This window comes from Kitasatospora sp. Xyl93 (assembly GCF_055383135.1).
Window position 1 is genome coordinate 7464433 of the sequence record NZ_AP029185.1, and the last position, 18744, is coordinate 7483176.

General features: G+C 73.5%; 2 protein-coding genes. One reads left to right on the plus strand and one right to left on the minus strand.

The genetic code is table 11. The annotated features are described in order from the left end of the window. The first annotated feature begins 102 nt into the window (after positions 1-102). Positions 103-17325, plus strand: coding sequence for a WXG100-like domain-containing protein (locus tag ACZ5GH_RS32460; protein ID WP_464336910.1), 17223 nt, complete (start codon positions 103-105; stop codon positions 17323-17325). Between the two features lie 69 nt (positions 17326-17394). On the opposite strand, the gene eccD is transcribed toward ACZ5GH_RS32460, so the two are convergent. Further along, the gene (gene eccD / locus ACZ5GH_RS32465; RefSeq protein ID WP_387753767.1) at positions 17395-18744 is read right to left on the minus strand and encodes a type VII secretion integral membrane protein EccD; all 1350 of its coding nucleotides are present in this window, start codon (positions 18742-18744) and stop codon (positions 17395-17397) included.

The following is an 18744-nucleotide window of genomic DNA, read 5'->3' on the forward strand; positions in this document are numbered from 1 at the left end:
CCGACCCCCTTCCGCCCCGCTTCCCGTCCCCACCGGCTCCCGCCCGCGGCCGTTGCGCCGCCCGAGCTTCCCGAACGCCAGGAGTGCGCCCCCGTGTCGATCATGCTGCCGCCGGGCTTGGCGAAGTTCTTCAGCATCGTGACCGGTATGAAGTGGCCGGAGGCGGACGAGGACCGGCTGCGCGCGGCCGGGGACGACTACCTGGCCATCCACGCGGAGATCCCCGAACTCCGGGAGTGGCTGCGGCGGTTGCTGGCCACCGTCCACGACAACGACGACTTCGCGGGCGAGGCGGCCGACCGCTTCTACCAGCGGGTGCTGCCGCTCATCGGTGGCACCGGCGGTACCGACTACGTGACCGCGGCGGGCCTGATGGCCAAGCAGTTGGGGGACTTCGCCCACAAGGTCGCCAACCAGGTCGAGTACGCCAAGTGGATGATCATCGCCCAGCTCATCCAGCTGGTGGCCCAGATCGCCTGGGCGATCGCCATGTCGCCGATCACCTTCGGCGGCTCGCTCGCGGAGATCTTCGTCGCCTACGAGACCGCGGGGGCGGTGATCAAGCAGGTCTTCATCTGGCTGTTCAAGCAGCTCCTCCTGCACGAGTTCCTCTCCATCACCACCGCCATGGTGATGGACGGGATCATCCAGGGCATCCAGATCGGCAAGGGCCACAAGGACGAGTGGGAGAAGGAGTCCTTCATCCAGGCCGTCGAGATGGGAGCGATCAACGGGCTGCTCACCGGCCCGCTGGAGCTGCTCACCTTCGGTCTCGGCAAGATGTTCGGACGGATCTTCGGGCGCGGCCTCAGCAAGGACCTCCAGGCCGACCTCAAGGCGCTGGCCGGCTCCGAGTTCAAGAAGCTGTCCGAGAACGAGCTCAAGTCGCTGAGCGGATCCGAGCTGAGGGAGGTCGTCGCCCTCCTGCGGAAGAACGAGACGAACCTCACCATCAAGGAGGCCATCGCCCAGGTCAAGCAGAACGTCGCGAAGGACCTCGGGAAGAGCGCCGCGAAGGCCGGCGAGAAGAAGGTGCAGAACAACGCCCTCAAGGAACTCGCGGACGGTGTCCGGAAGGACGTCGTCCGGGAAGGCGGGGAGAGCGCCTTCAAGGGCGCCGGCAAGGACGCCGTCGAGAACGTCGCGCAGAAGCTCAGCAAGGTCGAGAAGCTCACCCAGCAGATGGGGGACGCCTTCGAGCAGCACCTCGTCAAGCAGGGCGTCGACGCCGAACTCGCCAACGCCGCAGGGAGGTTGGTCGGATCGCGGCTCGCCAGCGAGGGTGCCCGGCACGCCATCGACCTCGGCGCCTTCACCAAGCTGACGACGACGCTGGTCGAGGCCAGCGGGAAGCTGGAGTCCGGCACGCTCAGGACCGAGCTGCGGGGCGTCACCCAGCAGATCGGCCAGCTGCAGAACGAGTTGAAGCACCTCAGCGGCAGCTCGCTGGACAGCGGGATGAGGGACCTGGGCTTCCTCCGGGCGGAGCAGCAGCACCTCACGGAGACCGTCCAGGCCGCCCGGGACCTCGCCGGGCGGGCGGTGGGCCTGATGGACGGCCTGCACCCGCAGACCGCCGGGCAGTTCCTGTACAAGCTCGGCGAGGGCGTCGGCAACTACCTCAAGGGCGGCGTCCAGAACGTCGTCTCCGAGGGCGCCTACAACCTGACCTTCGGGGAGAACCACGAGTTCACCGTCAGCGTCGAGAGCTTCTACGGCGGCGTCGCCATGGGGGCGCTCGGCCACCTCGGGCACATCGCCGGCGGCCCGCTGCGGCTGAAGCTCGCCGACCTGCACCTGCCCAACTACGCGCGCTTCCCGCTCGCCGTGGTGTCCACCCTGATGGGCCACCCGACCTCGCTGTGGACCTCCCACCCGGGGGCGCCGGCGAGCGCGGGCGGGCCGCCGAAGGGGATCTTCGTCGGCGACGAGCCGCATGTGAACGGTCCGCTGGACGGCTCGCGGCCGGAGAACCTGAAGACCGACTCCGACGGCTCCTCGCAGCCGTCCCGGGAGAGCGCGGCGAAGTCCCCGGCGACCACCCCGACGAGGACGACCGGCGGGGACGACGCGGCGAAGGCGCCCGCCGGCTCGTCCAGGACCACCGACACCTCCACGCCGGAGCCGCCGAAGCGGAGCACCACGGTCGGCGGCCCGAAGGAGGAGCCGGGGCGCACGCCGCAGGAGGAGCACACCGCGACGGTGCCGGCCCCGGCGCACGCCACGGCGTCCTCGACCGACGTCCCGCGGCCCGCCCACGTGCCGACCGACACGTCCTCGACGGACGTCCCGCCGCCGGCGCACGTGCCGACCACCGGCAGGCACGAGGAGCAGCCGCAGCAGCAGCACGTCGACGGAGGAGACCGGACCGTCCACGAGCCGCGGAGGCCGGACCCCCGGCCGACCGAGCCGCAGCCGCAGCCGGACCTCCGGCCGGAGCCGAAGCCGACCGGGCACCAGGAACCGGCCGGGACGGGCGGCACCGAACGCCTGCAGTACCTCGACGTCGGCGACGACTCCCACATCCCGCCGACCGTCGGCCACTTCCTGCCCCGCACCGGACCGGAGCGGCAGCCCGGATGGGTCGCGGGCGACGCCGAGCCGAGCCCCCACCTGCTGGAGACGCTGGAGAAGCTGCCGGTCGACCCCGCCCGCTACACCGTCGTGATCCACACCGACGGCAGCGGCGAGCCGATGCCGGCCGGGGAACTCGCCTCCGTCATCCGGGGACTGGCCGATCTCGGACACCTGTCGGGCGGCCGCCGCACGATCGAGTTCGTCGCCTGCAACCTCGACAGCGGCCCCAACCCCGGCTACGTCAGGCAGGTGATGGAGCAGGTCTGGTCGAACCCGAAGCTCGCCGACCTGAAGGCGGTCGCGGCCGACGGCCCGGTCTGGGTGGCGCCCGGCTTCCAGGGCAAGACCGCTGTGACGGGACCCGGTACCGGCCACGTGATCGTCGCGGACAAGGTCGGCTTCAACACGGACGGCCGCCCGACCGTCGTCGGCGGCGGTGAGTGGCACACGTACTCCAAGGGGCCCGACGGCGGCGAGCCGACCGTGACCAGGACCGCATCGCAGCGGCCCGCGGAGTACGAGCACCAGCCCGCGGGCGACGTGAGCCCGATGGACACCGCCGTGCGCTTCGGTACGGACCCGGAACCGGCCGCGTACCACTACACGGACGCCCCCGAGCACATCCGGGCCGAGGCGGACGGGGTGCGGGCCGAACAGTGGCGCCGGACCCAACGGGACCTCCAGGACCAGTACGAGGCCAAGCTCTCCGAGGCGGCCGAGGAGCTGCGGACGGACCCGGACGGCAGCGGCCACCGGCGCGAGGACGAGGCCGAGCGGCTGCTGGAGGAGGCCCTGGACGCCCCGGGCCGGTTCCCGGAGGACGCGCCGGCCGACCTGCGCGGAGCGGTCCACGAGCGGGCCCGCACGATGATGTACGAGTCCCTGGCCGCCCGGCCGGAGGACCGGCAGCGGATCCTCGGCGACCTCGACGGCCTGGTGCGGGTCGCCGCCGTCCGCGAGGCCGCCGTCCGGGTGGCGGTGCAGCACTTCGACCGGGCGCTGGCCGCCCGGAACGCCCCGCGGATCACCGACGGCGGGACCGGCGTCGCCCACACCCCCGACCACGCCCCCGCGTCCGTCGTGGAGCTCGTCCGGCAGGACTTCCGGGCGCGCGCGGACGCGGAGGCCGCCCGGATCTACGCGGACGCGGACAGCCTCACCACCGAGGCCAACACCCTGGCCGGCCAGGCCCTGCGACGGCTCACCGAGCACGCGCGCGCCGAACTCCTCCTGGAGACCGACCGGGCGAAGGCGCTGGCCGAGGTCGAGGCTCGGGTCGGGCGGGCCGCCGGCGACTGGTACGAGCGACTCTCGCCGACCGACCGGGAGATGCTCGCCGCCGTCGGCGTGACGGAACGCGTCGACCTGTCGCCGAGCAGCGTGCAGGCGATCCGGGAGCGGCTGCACGAACGCGTCGTCGCCGACTTCGAGCAGGCGGCGGGCCCGCGTGACGAGGCGACCGGCAGGCGCCGGGGCCACGACGAGGTCAGGGAGCTGTACGCCCGATCGCAGGCCGAGAATCCGTCCGCCCTGCCGCACGAGTTCGCCGTGCAGGCGGTCCGCGAGGCCGCGATCAACCGGGCCGTCGCGGAGGCGGAGAGGGCGGCCGACAGCTGGGCCGAGGACCTCGCGCGCAAGGAGTTCGCCGAGAAGTTCGGCGCCGACGAGTCCGACGTGCTGCGGGCCAAGGACACGGTGCTCCGCGAACTCGCCGGGGAGATGGACCGGGCCGCCACCGAGCGCGTCGGCGAGCCCGCCGCGCTCCGCGCCGCCCTCGACCGGCTCGTCGACCCCGCCGCCCTGCACGACCGGCTCACCCACCAGGCCGCCCGCCTCGCCGTCCGCCGGCAGGCCACGGCCGAGGCCCAGGCGGCCGCCCGCGAGCACGGCCTGACCCCGCACGCCGCCGACCGCCTGACCGAGGGCCACGGCGACCGGATCGCGCGCGCCTTCGACGAGTCCTTCCGCTCGCACGAGGACCTCGCCGGCCGCCAGGAGCACTGGCAGAACACCCGCGACGAACTCGTCAGGGAACTGCGGGAGCACGCGGCCTTCGAGCGGGAGGCCGCCCCCGCCCTGCGTGAGGCCGCTAGGGGCTTCGACGGGCTCGCGGCGCGCCACACCCTCAACGAGGCCCTGACCGACCACCTCAAGCGCGAGTACGGTGACGACTTCGTCGCCCGCTACCGCGAACTCTGGACCCTCGACCACTTCGACGCGGCCGGGTGGAACGCCCACCAGCGCGCCCACGAGGACGCCTTCGGCCGCCGGACGACGGAGTCGGAGACCGGGAGGAGCGACGACCAGCCGGTGGAGGCCGGCGCCCTCACCGTGGTGAACCGCCCGGGGGAGGAGCAGGGGAGCAGCTCGGGGGACCGGGCCGGGGACCGGCCGGTCGAGCGGGACGACCACGGGGCCGCCGACCTGATCGCCGACGCGCTGACCTCCCGGAACACCACGCCCGAGCCGACCGACCTCCTGGTGCCCGCCCAGGCCCCGCCGGCCCCGCCGGTGGCCCTCCCGCCGACACCCCTCGGCCCCGAGGCGCGGACCGAGGTCCTCGCCCGGGCCAACCGGCTGATGGGCGGGGTCGACGGTCGCCCGGGCCTGTACATGTCCTCGGGCCGGCAGGTCGGCTTCGACGAGGCCGGCCACAACATGCTGGCCGACGTCAAGGCCCTGGCGGACCGGCTGTTCGACCTCGGCGCCCTCGGCGCGGAGGCGAAGGGCCTGGTGGACCAGCGGTACCAGAAGGCGGAGGTTTCGGCATCGCGGCGCCGGAACGCGCCCGGGCAGTCCGTCCAACCGGTCGGTCACGGCACGAGGTTGCTGAGGGACGACCTGGCGCTGGTGGGTCCCGTCGTGGACGCGGCGGCCGACCTTCTCGGTGGCCCGCTCCGCCCCTTCCACGCGGACCGGCTGGGCCTGCGGATCGGAGACGAGGTCGGTCCCGGGGCGGCCAACCGGCCGGAGGACATCACCGCCCTCGCCACGAGCCTGCACGGCCGGGGCCGACTCGACCGGGCCACGTACGAGCGGCTGACGGAGACCCCGACCGACGCGGAGGCCCTCACCCGACTGCACGGGGAGACGTCGAGGCTGGTCGCCGACCACCTGGCCGGGCGCCTCGATCTGCCGGCCCCGGAGAGCGGCCACCGGCTGGTGGCCGCGATGGGCCGACCGGGCCAGCGGATGACCTGGCAGGTCGACGGTACGGGCAGCGACTTCCAGAAGTGGGCGACCAACGGCGGGAAGGTGCCGCTGCTCACCGAGGACACCACGCTCAACTGCTGGGAGTCGATCCTGCTGACGGCCCACCACGCCGGACTGCTGTCCGAGGAGTGGATCCGGGCCGCCTACGCCGACCACGACGCGCCGGACTGGCACAGCCGTCTGCGCGACGCGCTGTTCCCGCGCGGCCGCGTCCGGTACCAGGAGCCCGTCACCGAGAACGGCGACGACCGCACGAGCCCGGTTCCGCGCGCAGGCGACATCGTGGTCTCCGCCATCAGCGAGGACCTCGATCACGTGGCGCTCGCCACCGGTCGCGTCGATGACCAGGGCAGTCCCCTGGTGTGGAGCTTCGGCGTGGCCAGCGAGCCTGCCGGGGCGTTCGGCGCGGACGACGTCGTGCTCGTCGCCGTCGACGCGGTCGGCCTGAGCCGGGCCGACTTCGGACCCGGCCCGTGGTTCCTGGAGAACAGGGAGCCGGCGGCCTCCGTGCCGCCCCCGCAGCCGCCCACCCCGGTCCGCACGGTCGGCCACAGCACCCCGGACCCGGAGCCCCCGGTGCCCCGGCCGGGGGAGGGCCGCAGGGCGCCGCGCTTCGTCGTGGAGTCGTCCTTCGACGTGCGGCGGTTCGAGCACGACGGCGGCCCGGTCACCGACCTGACGGTGCGGATCGCCTTCCGCGACGGCGGGCACGATTCGGCCGGGGTGTGGAACAAGCTCGTCCAGGGTGTGGAGGAGTACCTCAACAAGCCCGGCTACACGCTGTCCAACGGCGACCGGATGCACGTCACGGTGCTGCCGGCCGAGCAGGGGCAGAAGGCGCACCTGACCGTGGACCTGATCGGGCGCGGGCGGCCGATGGACCAGAAGTCGTGGTGGCCGGACGCCGCCCCGATCGACTACGCCCACGAGGTCGGCCACCAGCTCGGACTGCGCGACGAGTACCGCGCGCCCGGCCTCACCCACCGCCCCGACGTCAAGGGAAGCCTCCTCGGCAACCACCACGCCCCGGCCCCCGACGGCCTGAGCCAGGGCGGCCTGCGCGAGCGCCACCTGTCGCTGATCTCCAGGATCGTCGGCGAGGTGGAGCGGCCCCCGACCTCCGGCCCGAAGGACCTGACCTGGCAGCAGGCCCGCGACGCGGCGGCGCCGCAGGAGCGCAGCCACGTCTGGGTGGACCCGGTGTCGCTTCCGAGGGCGACCGACGCGGCCGCCGTCTCCCCGCAGGTGCTCGACAGCCGCCTCCAGCTGGACCAGCGCAGGCTCATCAAGCAGCCCGGGTACGCCTCCGGCGACCAGTTCGCCCTGGTGGTGGCGCTGCGTCAGGACCGGAACCTGCACGTGATGATCGCGCGCGGACCGGAGCCGGGGGAGCCGGGGCACGACAGCAAGGACAAGTCCCGGGAGATCGAAGCGCTCTACCGCGACAGCGGCGTCCTCCCGGAACAGATCCACATCGTGCGCGTGCCGAACATGATCACGCGGGACCTCTACCCGGTCCTGGAGGCCCACGCCTACCAGCTCGTGACGGAGGAGTGGAACTTCCAGCCCCACCACGTCGACGAGGTGGTCAGGAACATCACCCACGGCACCCACCGCGTCGCCGAGTCGTTCTCGGTGGAGGCCCGGGACGACCTCCGTACGGCGTGGGGGATGGACACCGCCCACGACGGGGAGATCGTCAGGTGGCTGGACCACCGGCAGATCCGGCTTCCCGAGCCCGGCACGGGCGGACGCGTGCTGGTGCTCTGGTCCCGTTTCACCGGCAAGAAGAGCCAGTGGGCGGACGTGCAGGGCCGGATGGAGCACGACACCAGCTTCCAGGGCACGCGGCAGCTCCTGCGCTCCCTCGGCCACGACTTCGCGACGGTGATCATCACGGGGGACCCCCATCCCACCCGCAGTGGGAAGTGGGACGAACTCGTCGATCAGATGCGGACGGAACTCCCGAACACGGCCCTCCACCAGGTCACCGGCTTCTGGAACGAGAGGGGTGAGCACACCGGCTGGATGGGGGCGAACCGGGCGGCACAGCTGAGGCTGTACGACTACCTGAACCGCAACTACGACCTCGAACACCTCGGGGCCCGCTCCGGGAACCTGGAGGCCGCGGCCCTGATCGGCCATCGCGTCACCTACCTGGAGGAGGAGGGCGCCAGCGGGTCCGTTCGCATGGAGAACTGGCACGCGCTGTACCCGCGGACGCCCGGGAGCAGCAACAGGTTGGGCGGGTTGGCACCGGGCTACGAGCGTGCGCTGATCCCCGATCCCCCGACGGCGTCCGGCCGGTACAGCATCCCGTTCGACCAGAAGCGCCCGCAATTCGAGGGCATGAAGGTCGACCGCTACGCGTCGCCGGGCCGGAACGCCTGGTCGCGCAAGCCCGCCGACGTCTACGCGGAGGAGCGGGGCTTCGACTTCACCGCGCTCGAGTCCATCCGGGGGTCGCTGGGCCTCTGGAGCCATGACACGGCGGAGGCGCGGGAGTGGCACGCCTACTACCGTGTCGCCCACCTGACCGGGCGGTACGCGAAGCTGCGCGCGTGGGTCACCTCGTTCCACGGAGCGGAAGCGGAGCGGCACGCGGCAGAACTCCAGCCGTACCGTTCCGAGGCGGAGGGTCTGCTGGGCGAACTGGACGGTCTCTTCCACGCTGAGGGGGCAGGGAGCCACCAGGAGCAGTACGACCACCTCGTCGAGCACGCACTGCCCCGCCTGCCGGACCTCTGGCGACTCGCCCGGGACCAGGCCAACACCTGGGCCGTGGCCGAGGAGGGCTACCGGATCGTCGACGTGGAGCGTGACGGCGACTGCCTGTACCACGCGGTCGGCCGGGCGCTGAACCTGCCGGACGACCCGAGGCAGCTCCGTCAGCGGGTCACCGGGTGGGTCGACGCCAACCAGGAACTCGTCCGGTCGTTCGCGGGGCCCTTCGGATCAACCCTCGGAGACCTCAGGTGGACGGTCCGGACCCCCGGGGCGTGGGCGGGGGCGGCCGGCGACCTGGTCCCCCGGGTCGTCGCCTCGGCCCTGGGCGTACGCCTGAGGATCTTCGACGGGTACCAGTGGCACAACCTGGATCCGCTCGACGGCCATGTGCCCGCGGGGGGTCCGGAGACGATGCCCGTGGTCGAGCTCTTCCTGGGCGAGAACCACTACTCGGTCATGGAGCGGATCACCGCGGAGCCGGAGGGCACCGGCGACCACTCGGCCATGGACCTCGACCGGAAGCGCGGCCACGAGAGCGGTTCGGACGACGAGCGCCCGGACGCGCGGAGGGTCAAGTCGGCTCCCCCGACCGGGCAGGACGGGCTGGTCGTCGCGGCGCACCCGCCGGTGGGGCTGGGCGGCGGGGAGATGCCGGTGCCCGGGCCGCTGCACGAGCGGGTGCAGGCGCTGGAGCACCTGTCGTCGGAGGAACGGCGTCTCTTGGCGGAGGACGGCGCCTTCCTGGAGAGCCTGCGCGAGCTCGCACCGGAGGACTACGCGCAGGCGGCGGCGAGGCTGCTCGTCGACGTCGATCCCCGGACCCAGCAGCCGGTCGCCGCACGCCGGACGGCCGAGGAACTGGTCGCGCGGATGCTGGCGGACAAGGAGGTCGCGGAGCGGCTGGTGGCGTCGGGCGTGCGGATCGGTGTGGTGCCGCGCGACGTTCCGATCACGGAGATGCCCGGCTTCACGGCGTCCGAGCACGGCACCGCCGACGGCCGTGACTGGTCGCTGGTCCGGGGATCGAGCGGTGACGGGCTGGTGCTGATCACCGAGGAGAACCTGCTGGGCGCGCGGACGACGATCGGGCCGCACCTGGAGCACGCCGAGGGGTACTCCGTCTCCGCCCACGAACTCGCCCACGCGATCCACGAGTACGGGCTGACGGACGGGCAGAAGGAGCTGATCGGGAAGGCGTACCGGGAGCGGAGCGTCTCGGACGCCCTCGCGGAGCTGTTCGGTGAGCAGCCCCTCACGGCCTGGCCGGACGGCGACGTGGCCGGCAACTACTCGGCGCGCGACGAGCACGAGTTCTTCGCCCAGCTGGTCACCGCGTACTTCGGGCACAACCACGGCAACGACCCGGCCACCGGGCAGGCCCGCAACAACGGCGCCGCGTGGGTGCGCGAGCACGCGCCCGAGCTGGTGCCGCTGCTGGAGCACCTCTTCGGGGCCGACCCGCGGGCGGACCGTCCGGAGCCGGCCAACCAGATCGGCCGGACGGAAGCGGAGGAGGAACTGTTCGGAGGCTTCCGGGAGTTCATGGAGTCCGTGACGGAGAACGTCGTCACCGAGCACGTGGTGACGGAGAACGTCGTCACCGAGCACGTGGTGACCGAGCCCGTCGTCACCGAGCACGACACCGTCCCCGTCCACCTGGTGGACGAGATCCAGCAGATCCTCAACCCGACCGCCCCCGTGCACCCGCCGGTGGCCGAGCAGCCGCCCCTCGTGGTCGCCCCCGCGACCGTCGTCACGCAACCGGCGCCGCCGCCCGTGCCCGCCCCGCCCGCCCGCTTCGGTGACCGCGGGCTGGCCGCGTACGACGTGCTGGTGCACCTGGAGAGCCCCCGGCCGGCGGACTTCGACGCCCTCGTGGGCCGGTTCACCGAGGCGCTGCACGGCGACCGGGAGGCCGCGCGCACGCTGGCCCGGAGCCTGCTCGGCGGCGAGACGCTGCGCTCGGCGGTGTCCGCGCTGTCCCGGGGGGACGTGCGGGAGGTGTCGTTCCAGGCGGGCCGGTGGTCCGGGGAGGTCAGGATCACCGCCGAGGTCGGCCGGGGCCGGCACCTCAAGGCGTTGAACAGCTTCGAGTTCGAGTACGGTTCGGAGCAGCAGAGCACGGTCGGCACCGTCGCGGACCGGCTCAAGCAGGCGAACCTGGGCGCGCAGTTCAAGGCGAAGTTCGGCAGCTCGGGGGACGTCACCGCGACCTTCGGCTACCAGCGCGGCTGGATGGACGGCACCACCACCACCGACGCCAGCCGGACGCTGGCCCGGGGCAAGACCACCGAGGCGGCGGAGCTCTTCGAGACTCCCTTCACGCTGAGGGTGGAGTTCCTGGACGCCCGTCTGGAGGGCGCGCCGGGGACCTGGCGGGCACCGGAGCCGATCGACTTCCCGCTGACCGGCCACGTCGCCGTGCCGAAGCGCGAGACGGCCGACGCCGAGCAGGCGGTCGAGGCCCACTTCGCGGTGCCGGTGGAGGTGTCCAGGCACCGGCGGCTGGCCGGCTCGCACATCGTCACCGACGTCTGGCCCCTCGACCCGCCCCGGCGCACCCCCCAGGTGGACGAACAGGGCCAGGTGCCGCTGCAGGACCTGAACGCGCGGACGAACGCCCGGGCCATGGAGAAGTTCGTGGCCGCCTTCGAGGGTGCGGCCGAGCGCTACTTCGGCGGCCGCTGGCCGGAGTTGCGGAACAGGCTGCTGTCCGAACTCGACCTCGGAACGCTGCACCAGGAGCTCAAGGGGACGATGTCCGGCCAGAAGCTGACCATCGTGGACGAGAGCCTGACCGGGGCGGCCGCGGTGATCACCATCGGTGGCGGGGCGGTCGCCAGGATGCGGCAGGTCCACACCCTGCCGTCCACCGAGTTCAACATCGCCACCGCCACCACCCGTTCGCACGTCGAGCAGACGACCACGAGCAGCGAGCGGCAGGTGCTGCCGTCCATGGCCGGCAACGGGACGGCCAAGGACGGCGGCGGCGGTGCCGGGCTGGGCGTCAAGACCGGACGGGACGGCGTCGGGCTGCAGGGCTCCGGCTCCGACCTGGGGAACGGCACCAAGACGAAGCGGCCCGCGGTCCTGTTCGAGGGGACGGCCGACCTGACCGTCACCTTCGGCTGGCGCGGCGGGTCCTCCGCGACGGCGGACCGGGAAGCCCACGTCCAGCTGGGCTTCCGCACCGTGATCGACCAGGACGAGGCCGTCCTGGTCACGGCGGCCGACCAGACCGTGGCCGGCACCCGGCCGCCCGAGTTCGTCGCCGAGGGCCCGCTCGCCCCGCCCACCGGCCCCGTCCAGCTGCCGCAGGGACCGCTGCGGGCCCCGACGGACGAGGTCTGGTCGGGCCTGCCCGACACCACCGTCGTGCGGGACCTGCGCGACGTCGCCCCGCTGCACGCCGAACTCGACCGCGTCGGTGCGGTGCTGCTCGGCGCCAAGACCTGGCGGCAGGTGCGCGAGGACGTCCTGCAGTCCCACTCGCACGCCGCCGTCAGCGCCCACCTCGTCGGCATGTCGCGCGGCTCCGCGCTGCGCGGTCCCGAGGTCACCGCGGGCCCGCTGAAGGACCTGCACCTGGCCACCACCGTTCGGCTGCGCCGGATGACCCACCTGCGCGGGCAGGCGGGCGCCGAGCTCAACCCGATCCGCGAGAACAGCACCTTCGACTCGTCCCGCCACCTGCGCTCCGACACCGTCAACGGCCAGCTCCAGGGCGCCGGCAAGGGAGTGCTGCACACCGACGAGAATCTGCTGACCTCCTCGGGCAAGCCCTTCGACTACACCCTGCAGGGCGGCGTCACGCCCTCCGTGGAGTCCCGGGTCCGCGACGGCTGGCGCGGCGGGGAGTCGGGCAAGAGCTACGCCAACGGCAAGTACGGCAGCCCGCAGGAGCTGTTCCGGGCCGAGTTCGAGGTGCTGCTGAAGGTCAACGGCAGGGACTACGGGCCGGTCCCGCTGGTCGCCGAGCTGAGCCTGGAGCAGGCGCACACCCTGCCGCGCGAGCTGGACGGCAACCGGCTGCGGAGCTTCACGGCGCCGGAGGTCCTGCCGGTCCCGGAGGGGCAGCAGCACCTCACGCACCAGGGCGACGGCCGGACACCGCCGCTGCGCCTCGGCCAGTCGGACGTGGTGCTCAGCCTCGGCCGGGGCGACACCGCGGTGCTGCGGACCGTCCTGGACGCGCTGCGGGAGCACACCGGCCGGCCGGTGCCCGCGAACGTCGAGGCGCTGCTGGCCCGCTCCATCGACGCGGACGGCCTCAAGTCCGCGCTGTCCGGGCTCAGCCGCGGCGGCGAGATCCGGGTGCCGGTCGACGTCAAGGGCTGGAAGGGCACCATCGTGGTCGAGGGCGACCTGCTGCGCCCCCGGGCGCGGGAGGACCTGGTCAACGGGTTCGAGTTCGAGTCGGGCAGCCAGCAGCGCACCTCCACCGGCATCACCACGGACTCGCGCACCCGGGTGCGGGTGCGCGGCCGGCTCACGGCCGCCGTTCCGCACGCGGACCTCGCCGTGGAGGTCTCGCACTCCCGCGACTTCGTCAAGGGCGTCTCGATCGACCGGATGGGCGGCACCAACAGCCGGAGCAAGAGCACCGAACCGGCGCGACTCACCGACGCGGACGCCGTGTTCAGGATCACCTTCGAGCCGTCCAGGTGGTCGGACGCGATCACCGCGCCGGACCCGGTCACGGTGCCGGCCGTGGTGGCGGCGCCCCACCGCGCCGCCGAGCAGGTGCCGCGGATGCTGCCGAGCCACCGCTTCGGCTCCTCCGACGTGGTCACCGCCGTCCACCTGAACGCGGACCGCAGCGGGACGGTGCGGCAGTTGGTGGACGCCCTGGGCGAGCGTCCCGTCGGCGACGGGCGCACCGCCGCGGCCTTCCTGGGCAAGGACTGGTCGGGCATGGCGAAGAAGCTGGCCTCCGCGCTGGACTTCGACCGGCTGCAGATCGACCTCAAGCCGGTGATGGCCGGCCACCCCCTCGTGGTGGAGCACGGCAGGAGCAGGGCGCTGATCACCGCGGAGGTGAGCGCCCTCACCCCCACCGGGCGGCCGCCGGTGGTCGAGTTCAACATCGGGAGCGGCCACCAGACCTCGCTCACCAGCGCGGACGGCGGGACCAACACCGGCGGCGGCCGCGGCACCGCGTTCACCCTCAGCGCACTCGGCACCACCAGCGTGCTGCCGGGCGGGGCCGTGGCGGTCGTCGGTCTCAGCGGCACGGGCGCGAAGGGCGTGGACCGGCTGCAGCACGGCAGCGACTCCTCGGCGAGCGGGACGGCCGTCAAGAGCAAGGTCGCCGCGGTGGCCCACCAGGCCGCGGTGGTGCTGAAGGTCCGCTTCGAGCACAAGCCGTTCGTCCTGCTGCACCCGGCGGACGCGATCCGTCCCGGCGGCACTCCGCCGCCCTCCGGGCCCGCCCGTTCGGTGCTCGGGACGGTCCAGCGGAGCCTGAGCCGCTTCGGCGACCGGATCACCGGGCTGGGCCGCTACCGGCGCACCCTCGTCGAGGCCACCGTCCACGCCGACGTGCTGATGGAGACCGGCCGGGACCAGGCCGTCGTGCCGTCGCGCTACGGGGCCCCCAAGGAGGGGTTCCCGCCGCTGCGCGCGGCCGAGCCGGTCACCGCCCAGGTGCTGCGGCGGCCGCCCGCGGACCTGTTCACCCAGGGGCCGCGCGACATCGGGGTGCTGCGTTGGGTCGACGACACCTCCGGGATGCGGGACCTGCTGTCCGTGTTCGGGTCGAGCTTCTTCAAGGGGAGCACCTGGTCCTGGCTGGAGTCCGTCGCCCGCAACACCCACAGCCACGCCCAGCTGTCCGCGCTCTTCGGCTCGGTCGCCCGGGGACGGGAGGTCCCGGTGCTCCCCGACGCCGACGGAGAGCGCCGCGACGTGGTGGCGCAGGACGGCGGGAGCATCGTCACCCCGTCGGCCGGCAAGCGCCTGTTCGTCGACGACGCCGACGTCACGGCCACCGTCTCGATCGTCCAGCTGGAGTACCAGCGCGACAACACGGCCGCCGCGCTCAGCCCCGCCAACGACGCGGGCGGCGGCGGGCGCCGCACCCGGCTGGACTGGTCGCTGTGGAACGTCCAGGGCCAGGCCGGGGCGAAGGCGGGCACGGGCGGTGCCGACCTCACCGGCAGCGGGATCCTCGGCGGGGGCATGCGGTGGCGCGAGGGGCCGTCCACGGGCGCCTCGGGCAAGACCGTCGCCGGGGCCAAGTTCCCCACGCCGACGGCCCGGTACACCGGCTACGCCGAGGTCCAGCTCACCTTCCGCGACGGGGACCGGACCCTCACCGAGAAGGGTCTGGTGCCGATCGAGATGGAGGTCCCGCTCGACCGGACCGGCGAGCTGGCCTCGGACAGCAGCCGGCGGGTGCTCTTCACGGCGCTGCACCCCGAGGGCGAGGCGATCACCCGGGGCTCCGTCCCCGACGCCGTCGCCGACGTGCTCGCCACCCCGCTGGACGGGGCGGGGAACGGGGTGCACTGGCTGGCGGACCCGGCCGAGCGCGAGGCCTCGGCGGACCTGCGGGCGGCGCTGGCCGGCCTGCCGCACGACGACCCGTACTTCACCGTGGTCTTCCACGGGCGGCCGGAGGACGGCGCCCCGACCTGGCGCGGCGGGGAGCTGACTCCGGAGCAGTTCGCGGGGGCGCTGCTGCGGCTCGCCGAGGGGGGCCAGTGGCAGGGCGAGCCGCTGCGCTTCCTGTCCTGCAACAGCGCGGTCGGCGGGGCGGGCTCCTTCGCGGGCCGGACCGTGCAGGCCCTGCACGAGCAGCTGGACGCCCGTCGCACCGAGGCCGCCCTCACCGGGCAGCCGCTCAGCGGGAACCTGGCCCGGCTCACCGAGCTGACGGCCTACGCCGGCAACGGCTCCGTCTACCTCACCGGTGGCAGCGACCCCCGGGCCGTGGTGGCCCGCAACGTCGGCTTCACGGCCGACGGCCGCCCCCTGGTGGACGGCCCCGGCGACTGGCTGCGCCTGCGCGTCGAGAACGACGAGGTCCGCACCACCCCGCTGGGCCAGGAACTCCTCCACGAGGGCCAGGAGCCCGTCCCCCGCACCACCGGGGACGACCCGATCGACCCGGACCGGCCCGGCCCGGTGAAGCTGGTCGGCGGGCCGAACGCCGCGCCGTCCCCGGCGCAGGCCCAGCCGGCGGCCCACCTCCAGGGCGTAACCAAACACGCCGCCCCGACCGGGCAACTGCTACGCCTGGTCAACCCCGCCGACCCGGGCGGGGCCGCTCCGACCCTCGGGCAGAGCGTCTCGGCGACGTTCGCGCTCTACCAGTCGTTCCGCGGCAACGCGGCGGTGGCGGATCTGGCGAAGTTCACGGCCCTGCCCGCGCAGATCTCCGACCACCTCCGGACGTACGGCACGGGGGATGAGGCCCTGGGGACGCTGGAACGGCAGCTCCGGGTCGCGGGGCCGGGGAGCTTCGGGTTCGTCGTGCTCGGGAACGACCGGGTCGTCGCCCTGCTCCACGACAAGAGCGGTGGCCTCCACTGGGCCGATGCGTACCGGCGGGAGCTGTGGGTCCCCGGTGACGGGCGGCCCGACGGATTCCGTGCCGACACCCTGGTCCGGGCGACCACCTACGACAGCTACGGCGACGCCCTCGTGGGGGAGGTCCGCCTCAAGGAGAGGATCAGGGAGCTGGTCGCGAACCTCGACACCTCGCAGCAGGGCGTGACCTTCGCCATGGCCGGGCTGAAGGTGAAGTCACCGTTCACGGAGCAGGGGAAGACCACCCTGCAGGATCGGTCGCACATCTTCGCTCCCGTCATGAACGGGTCCGCCGTCGTGCGGTCGAATGACGGGGCCAACCCGCTGAAATCGGCGTCCGGGGACGCGGCGAACAAGTGGCGGACGGACATGACGGCGAAGGTGCTCACCCCGGTGGTCACGGGCTACGGCGAGGCCGGGAGGCTGCTGAGGGAGGCCGCGGCCCTGTGCGAGGAGGTGGACACCGGGCTGGGATGGGGAGCGGTCGGCAAGGACGAGCTCCCGTCCTGGGGCGAGAAGCTCGACCTCGTCGGGCGGACGGTGACGGCGGCCGTCGAGGCGGCCGAACGGGCCAACGCCGGGACGGTGGCCAGCAAGACCGGAAGCTACGGCCAGAAGGTCGATCCGAAGCCGTTCGAGGAGGCCGTGGAGAACGCGGAGGCGGTTCGTACGGCCATGGCGAACCTGGCCGGGGCGAGTCGGAGTCTGATGCGGCTCGCCGGATCCGACGCGGCACCCGAGGCGGTCGGCACGGCCACCGGCGAGGTGGCCCTGACGGCCAAGAAGGTCATGGAGGCGGTGAACAAGCTCGGGACGAACCAGAGGTCGATGGCGAGGCTGATCCAGTCCGTGATCGACCAGTCGTCCCGGCAGAGCACGATGGGCCACCAGCTGAACGACGCCGAGGTCATCCTGATGGAGGGCGTCTACGACAAGCTGCTGTCCTGGGGATTCGACCGCAAGCTCGGCGTCCACGCACGCGGGACGCTGATCGTCGCCTCCTCGAAGGGGACCTGTGACAGCTGCAAGTTCGTGGTGGAGTCCTTCAACACGCACCTGCCGCACGTCGAGGTCGTGGTCGTCTACGCCAAGCCCGAGGAGAGCAAGTACTCGGACAACGGTCGGCAGCTGGTGGGCCGTGACCTGTCCATGGGATGGCGCTCGGTGCCGGTCAGCATCTGGTACGGCTACGGCAAGGACCGCGAGACCGTGATCACCCTCGCCGACGGCAGGAAGTTCTACTACCTCCTGCCCGCCCTGGCCGGGACCAACTGAGCGGGGAGCACAAGTCGGCCCCGGCCGGAAGGACTCCGGCCGGGGCCCGTCGGGGCGGTGCGGGGCGGCTCAGCCGGCCAGGCCGCGCAGGCGGTGGTAGACGCCGCAGGCCTGGAGGGCGAGCGGCAGCAGGGACAGCGCGCTGAGGGTGTGCAGGATGTCGGCGGCGCGGCCCCAGTAGGGGAGCAGGCGGCGGCCGGGGACGGTCCAGGCGGCGACGAGGAGGGCGGCGGTGAGGGTCAGCAGGACGGCCACGAGCAGCAGCCGGTCCGCGGTGGTGGCGCCGGTGGCGGCGCGGGCGAGCAGCACCAGGCCGCCGAGGACGCCGGGCAGCAGGACGGCCAGGCGCTGGCGGATGCTGCCGACGGCCCGTCCGTGCAGCAGGAGCAGCAGGCTCAGCGCGCCGGCCTCGGCGGGGCCGGCCCAGCCGTCGGCGAACGGCAGGGCCACCAGGCAGACGGCGCTGACGGCGCCGATCGCGGTGTGCAGGGCCATCAGGTAGTCGTCGGCGACCAGGGCGCGGGGGAGCACGGTGGCGGCCGGTACCGGGTCGATGTTCTCCTGGAGCTCCTCCGCGTTGCGCGGCAGCATCGGCAGCCGCAGTCCGGACAGCCGGAAGGCCAGCGAGGGCACGAAGGCGCCGACCAGGACGGCCGCCACCGCGACGACCGCGACCAGCTGGGCGAGCGTCAGCCCGGCGAGCACCAGCACCCCCGACAGCACCCCGAGCACCGCCACCAGCGCCACCCCGAGGAACAGCGGCGCCGCCGCGCCGACCGCCGCCAGGGCCAGCACCGCCGCCCCGGCCCCGGCCGAGGAGGCCGACAGGATCCGGGCACCGAGCAGCTCGCCGTCGTCCGGCCCGTTCGGCAGCAGCAGGGCGGCGAGCGCCAGGTACGGCACGGCGGCGGCGCCCAGCGCGGCCCCCGCGCCCGCGTCGGACATCGCCCGGGAGGCGCTGGCCGCGCCGAGCAGCAGCAGGACGGCGACCGCCGCGGCGGCGGCCTGGCGCGGGGCGGCCGCGCCGGGCAGCGCCAGCAGCACCCAGCCGGCTGCCAGCGCGGCCAGCGCCAGGGCCACCGCGAGGACGCGGGTGAGTGCGGGGCGCCAGGTATCGCCGCGCTCCTCCATGCCGGTGGCGACGCCGTCCACCAGGTCGTCGAAGTGCACGGTCGGCAGTGCCTCGTGACGGGCCCGCAGGTACAGCGCGTCGCCGTCGTGCAGGCCGAGCGCCTCGGGGGTGCGCTCCTCGTCCAGCGGCTCCTCGCCGAGCCGCTGGAGCACCCAGCCGCCGTGCTCCAGGCCCTCCTCGGCCAGCTCGGGGCCGGCGTGCCCGAGGACGGCGGGCAGCAGGTCGGCCAGCGGCACGTCGGCGGGGACGGCCAGTTCGAAGGCCGTCCCCGGCGCGTGGAACCTCAA